General features: G+C 40.3%; 3 protein-coding genes. All 3 read left to right on the top strand.

Translation table 11 applies throughout. The features are described from left to right. Positions 1-165 precede the first annotated feature (165 nt). Positions 166-831, top strand: coding sequence for a hypothetical protein (locus QVO66_RS12075; RefSeq protein ID WP_021855748.1), 666 nt, complete (start codon positions 166-168; stop codon positions 829-831). 29 nt (positions 832-860) lie between these two features. Continuing rightward, the gene (locus tag QVO66_RS12070) at positions 861-4,628 is read left to right on the top strand and encodes a choice-of-anchor J domain-containing protein (protein ID WP_021855747.1); all 3,768 of its coding nucleotides are present in this window, start codon (positions 861-863) and stop codon (positions 4,626-4,628) included. Between the two features lie 268 nt (positions 4,629-4,896). After that, the coding region (locus QVO66_RS12065) for a hypothetical protein (protein WP_288172864.1) at positions 4,897-6,367 on the top strand (1,471 nt) is incomplete at its 3' end.

Below are 6,367 nucleotides of genomic sequence, written 5' to 3'. Positions count from 1 at the left end.
CAGCAGGTAGTTAAAGTACCCGTTATCAGTACTGAAGACGACGCACAGCCGAATGAATGATAAATAATGTCGATGAGAGTGTATTCCATTTTGATGCACTCTCATTGATACCCTCTTTCAATCCTACTATAAAAAACAATTTTAACATTTTAATAAAAGAACAAGATGAAAAAGTTATTTACTCTTTGTATCGCTTTGTTATTTAGCTGTGTTGCAATGAATGCACAGAGTTTTATATTCGTTGATGGTGACGGCAATACCATTGAAAATGGTGCAACTCTTACAATGGATAAGATAGGCTATAAGGAAGATTTTATATTTAATCCTGATGGGTCTTATGAAATTATACAGGTGCCCATAATTCCTTTAAGTGGAGTTTATATTAAGAATAATTCTTCTGAGACTCTAAGCTGTAAAGTTTCATATGATGTAAAAGAGTTGGCTAACGGATCTTTTGCTGCTTGTTGTGCAGGGAATTGTACATCAGTACCAACTGAAGAAGGGGAAATCTTTGTAATAGAGAAGAATGCCAATGCAGATGCAGGCAAAACTATTGATATCTCAACTGATACAGAGTGGGTTCCTGTTGCTGCAGGTACAACTACAGTGAAAATATCAGCTCAGGGATCTAAATCTATGCTGCCTGATTCTGAAATTACTATTAATTTCATTTATGATGGTACTGCAAGTATTGACGGTATTCAGAATAATGCAGATAATAAGGTCGTAGCACGCTATTCGATCAATGGTCAGCTTCTTGATGCTCCTCAGAAAGGCATAAACATCCTGAAGTATGCTGACGGACGTATAGAAAAAGTGATTGTAAAGTAAAATAAATCCTATTTTTTAATTTTTATTGTATGGTAAAGAAAAGTTTATATTTATGTATCCTGTTGGCTTTGGGCCTGCAGTGGGCAATTCCGTCTTCAGCACAGGAAGCACAGCTTACCACTGTGAGTTTCCCCAAGGCTGCAGCTTTCACATCTTTGTCAGACAATGGCTTGTGGGCTACTGCTGCTGGTGTGAATGATGATGATCAAAGTAAGTATGCCTATCCTTATCTTATTAATGTAGAGACAGGTGCTCTTACTGAACTCTGGGTTGAAGCAGACTTGATAAAGTCACTCGAAGCTACAGACGTTACTAATGATGGAAAAATCATTGTTGGTACCTATGACAGCAAGCCTGCTTATTATGACATGAATCAGGGTAAGTGGATCACTCTTCAGTCTGAGAATCCTGGAAAAGCTACATCTGTAACACCTGACGGTAAATACATCAGTGGATGGAGCAATTCAGGTGGCTTCTCAGGTCATGCTTATGTTGAAACACCGCTTTTGTGGGAGAAGCAGTCTGATGGTACATATCGTGCAATTGATGTGTATGCTGAACTTCCTAATTTCCCAAAGAAAACAAAGCTTGGAACAAACACTCAGCAGGTACGTATAGACAATGTTAGTCCTGATGGTAACATCCTTTCTGGTATTATTAACTTTGTAACTCCTGCAACTGTTTGCTATTATGTTTACAACAAGACAACTCAGGAGTGCAAATATGTAGACAATGCTCTCGGAGAAGTGCCTGACGAAACATTTGTTGACGAGTCAACAATGAGTAACAATGGTAAATATCTTACCGGTATCGTACAGGTGGCTGGTGGTTCATACCTTTCAAGCTATCTTTACAATACAAGCGACAACTCTTGTATATTATATAATACAGAAAGCGAAGAGCAAGACCGTGACGGAAGTGCTGTTTCAAATACAGGCGTTGTATTTGCTTGCAGTCCTGCCGTAAACCCTGTCCGTTCTGCTTACGTACGTGTGGGTAGTCTTTGGTACGGAATAGACGAAATTCTTTCTGGCCGTTATGATATGAACTTCTATGAGCGTACTGGCTATGATTTCACAGGAACAATTCAAGGAGTTTCTGATGATGAAAAGACCATGATCGGTATGTCTGAGACAAAGACAAAGGGTTATATCATTCGTCTCCCTGAAACTATCAGCGAAGCTGCAAGCAGCGTTAATCCATTAGGCACTTATGCCGTTTCTCCTGCTTATGGCTCTAAGTTTGCTAAATTCAGTCAGATGAAGTTGGCTTTCTCTAAGTCTGCCGCTGTAACATCTGGTGTTAAGGCTCAGTTCATGGACGCTTCTGGTAAGGTGTTGAGAGAGTATAACATTACAGCTCAGTCTGGTAACAAGACATTCACTATTGGTGGTATACCTCAGGCTCTCAATGCTGACGAGGAATATACAATGAAGATCCCTGCTGGGGCATTCTATTTGATGGCAGACAACTCTATCAAGAGTGATGAAATCTCAATTAAGTATATCGGCCGTGCCGAGACTCCGGCTGCTGTACAGCAGGTTTCTCCTGCAGATCAGGCAAATGTATCTGAAATAAGTTCAGAGCATCCTGTACAGATTCTCTTCGATTTGTCTATCGCTATATCTGAAGATGCTAAGGCTTATCTGTATAGAGATGGTCAGACATCACCGGTTTGTGAACTTAACTTTGTGCAGGGAGCAGAAAGCACAATCCTTCTGTATCCTAGCCTCAAGCGTTATCTTGAAAAAGATGAGAAATATAAGGTTGTTGTAGAGGCTGGTTCTGTTACAGATATTATGGGATTCTGTCCGAACAATGAGATTACAATTAATTACACAGGTGCATACGAGCCTGAAATCAGTTCTGACGGAAGCCTCTTCTCTGATGACTTCAATGATCCTAGCAACTCTATGGTTAAATACCTCCTTTATGAAGGTGACCACAACAAGCCGTCAAGTGCAATGCAGGATTTAGGCTTTGATGCCGACAATTCTCCTTGGCTTTTCGTAATCCGTGAATCAGAAAGCAGCTCTGACTACTGTGCAGCTTCAACATCTATCTATAATCCTACAGGAAAATCAGACGACTGGATGTCAATACCTCGTCTGTCAATAGAAAATGCCGACTATTATCTCAGCTTTGACGTTCAGTCATACTATAAGTCAAAGGCAGACAGACTTAAGGTTCTCGTTCTTGAGGATGATGCTGTTTATTCTAACTTCACAACAGAACTTTATGAGAAGTTCAAGGCTAATGGTAAGGTTCTTTATGACGAGCAGCTTTCTCCCGGTGAGTCAGAGGAAAATCTGACAGGTGACTGGACACATGTTGAGAAATCTCTCGCAGAATATGCAGGTAAGAATATCTATATCGCTTTCGTTAATGAGAACGAAAATCAGAGTATGATCTTCTTGGATAATCTGAAGGTTTACTACAAGGGCGACTTCAACTTCGTTCCTAATGTAGAAAGCACGCAGGTTAACAAAGAGTCTACAAATGTTGGTGTAATAGTTAAGGTCACAAGTGATAAGACTTATAACACTATTAATGCAACACTTACTTCTGAAGACGGCTCATTCAAGAGCACTTATACAGATACACCTAGCAAGCCTATAACAAGTGCAGAGAATTATTCTTTCACATTCCCTGACAAGTTGCCTCTGACTGTAGGTGCACAGAATAAGTATACTATAAGCATTGATCTCGGCGGTACTGTTTACAGCCAGACAAACACTATCAGCAACCTTGCTTTTGAGACAACAAAGCATGTAGTTATAGAAGAAAGCACTGGTCAGCAGTGTAAGAATTGTCCTCAGGGAATCCTTGCAATGGAAAATCTTGAGAAACTTTACGGTGAGCAGGTTATACCTATCGCTATTCATAGCTCTATAATCGGAACAGACCAGTTTGCTTATGAGAACTATAATACATATTTCGGTATAACAGCACAGCCTATGGGTCTGGTTAACCGTATAGACACTCTTTATGCGCCGATGTATGTTGATGGAAGCGAGCAGTATCACTTCGATTCACCAGAAGGCAACAATACATTCTATGATGTAGCTCAGCGTGAGTTCGAAAATTATGCAATTGCAGATGTAAGCATCGACAAGGCTATTTACGATGCTTCAAGCAAGAACATACAGATTACAGGTAATGTAAACTATGCTCTAACCATGAACTCTCTGAACCACAATCTTGCATTTGTTGTTCTTGAGGATGGTTTGGAAGGACCTCAGCTTAATGGCTTCTACGTTCTCGACCAGCCTATATTCGGTGAGTTCGGTAAGGGCGGCAAGTATGGTTCAAGCGTTGCTGTTGTAACATTCAACGATGTTGCACGTAAAGTGCCAAACGACAACTTCGCAGGTGAATCAGGTTTCATCCCTGTAAGCGTAACTGCAGGTCAGCCTGTTGCATTCAATAAGGTATTCAGCCTGCCTGAAAACGTTAAGAACTGGGATAACACTAAGGTTGTTGTTATGTTGCTCGATGCAAATACAGAGCGCGTTCTGAATGCTGCAAGACTTAAGATGTCAGCCGGAACAGCTGGAATCAACGATGCAACAGTATCTGAAAACGGTATCACAATTTCTGGTGAGAACGGTTCAATAAGCGTTAACGGCGGAAGCGATCTCAACGTTACTGTTTATGATGTAAGCGGAAGCGTAATAAGCAATGCTAACTCTACTTCTGGTGCTGTTAAGGTAAGCACAGGCGGAAAGAACGGCTTGTTTATCGTTAAGGCTACAAGCGACGGCGTAAGCGTTGTTAAGAAAGTAATCGTTAAATAAATATTTAGATCTGCCTTGTATGTTTGTATCAGAAAAACACTTCACAAAACATAATACAGCAGACAGCAAGGCATGGACCTTAAGAACCTAAGATATAGAAAAGGGTATGGGGCTAGTCCCCAACCCTTCCTATATAATTTAATGCTAACTTATTATTAATTTAAAATTAAGTATTATGAAATCTTTACTAATCAGTTTGATGGCATTCCTATGTGTCTTGGGGGTCAATGCTACCCCAAGCGGTTCGGGTACCAAAGAGGATCCGTATGTGATTGCCGATGGTGACACTTATGTTGTAAATGACATCGTTTATGCTAGCTTTACAGCTCCTGCAGATGGTACTTTATCTCTTAAGCATGGTTGGTCTTACCCGACATTTATGTTGGAGGATGGAACTCCGTTGAATGTTTCAATGGGTGTGGATGCAAACTTTTCTTCTTTGGAGGTTGAAGCTGGTAAGACTTATGTTATTTATAATAACAGACAACTCTTTTTTGATTTAGAGATAGCCGTTTCTTTTGAGGAGAAAGGTGCCAGCTCTTTGCAGGTTGTAAGTTCAGAGCCTGAGCAGGGTTCAAAGGTTGAGAAAATCAGCTGGGATAATCAGGTTAAGGTTACATTGAACAAGAAGGTTAAGTATGTTCACTGTGAGTTCCATGGTGATGAAGGCATTATGCACCAGTATTATACATCTGAGGCTGAAGAAGGTGAAGATGTTATAATGGTTGGTCCTGGGAAAATTGTAAAAGACGACCGTGTTCTTGATAATGCATGGTATATGTATGAAGGAAGTACATACGAAATCATTATTGAGTCATATCAGACAAAAGAAGGTATGGAGCAGGGTACCGAAACTCCTGAGACAACAACTCTGACATTTGAGGGTGGTACAGCAAAAGTTGAAAAGACTGTTGTAAATCTTGTAAAAGTTGAACCAGAACCAAATGTCGTTTATCCTACAGAAGACCAGCTGCTCAGCTTTAAGGATGACAGAAAGGTTGTAACTGTTGAAGTTGACAAGAAGGTTAAAGTTAAGAACTGTGTTTACCCGATGGATATGTACGGAACATTAGACTGGGAAAAGCCGGATGTTAAGTATGATGAAGGTAATGGTCATACTATTATTAAGTGTACTATGTCTGAAGCGTTCTATAATTTTATGGGAACTATTGTAACAGACGTTATCCTTCAGCTTGATTTGACTGATGAAGAGGGCAATGAAATTGAGCCTAAGGCAGAAGGCTTCCCTGAAAGTGTTGTATTCGGAAGCGGTTACAACTTTACATTTGGTGTGAACGACGGTCGTTTTGCAGACGCTTCTTTGAACTTCAAATCTGTAACACCTGCAGAAAATTCTTACAGCACAAGCCTGGATAAGATTGAATTTACATATGGTGAGAAAGTGTATACAACATCTACAGCTACAGCTGCCGTTTACAAAGGTGAAGAGAAAGTTGCTGATGCAATTTTGACTACAAATGAGGATGAAACAGGTCTTGGCCTTGTTGTAACAGCTCAGTTTGTTGAAATTGGCACACAGACTCCGAAAGAAATCAATGAGTTTGGTGCTTATGTTCTTAAGGTAGATTCACAGTCAATTGCTAACGAATATTTCAACGAAGAAACACCTTGGACTGATGGTATGCAGGGTCATGGTACATGTAACCCAGACTTCACTGTAGCATTCAACATTGACCCGGCTATTCTTGCAGTTGAGTCTGTTGACCCGGCTCCTTACG

The organism is Prevotella sp. CAG:255 (genome assembly GCF_000431195.1).
Taxonomy (GTDB): domain Bacteria; phylum Bacteroidota; class Bacteroidia; order Bacteroidales; family Bacteroidaceae; genus Prevotella; species Prevotella rara.
This window is presented reverse-complemented; position numbering and strand designations above follow the sequence as displayed.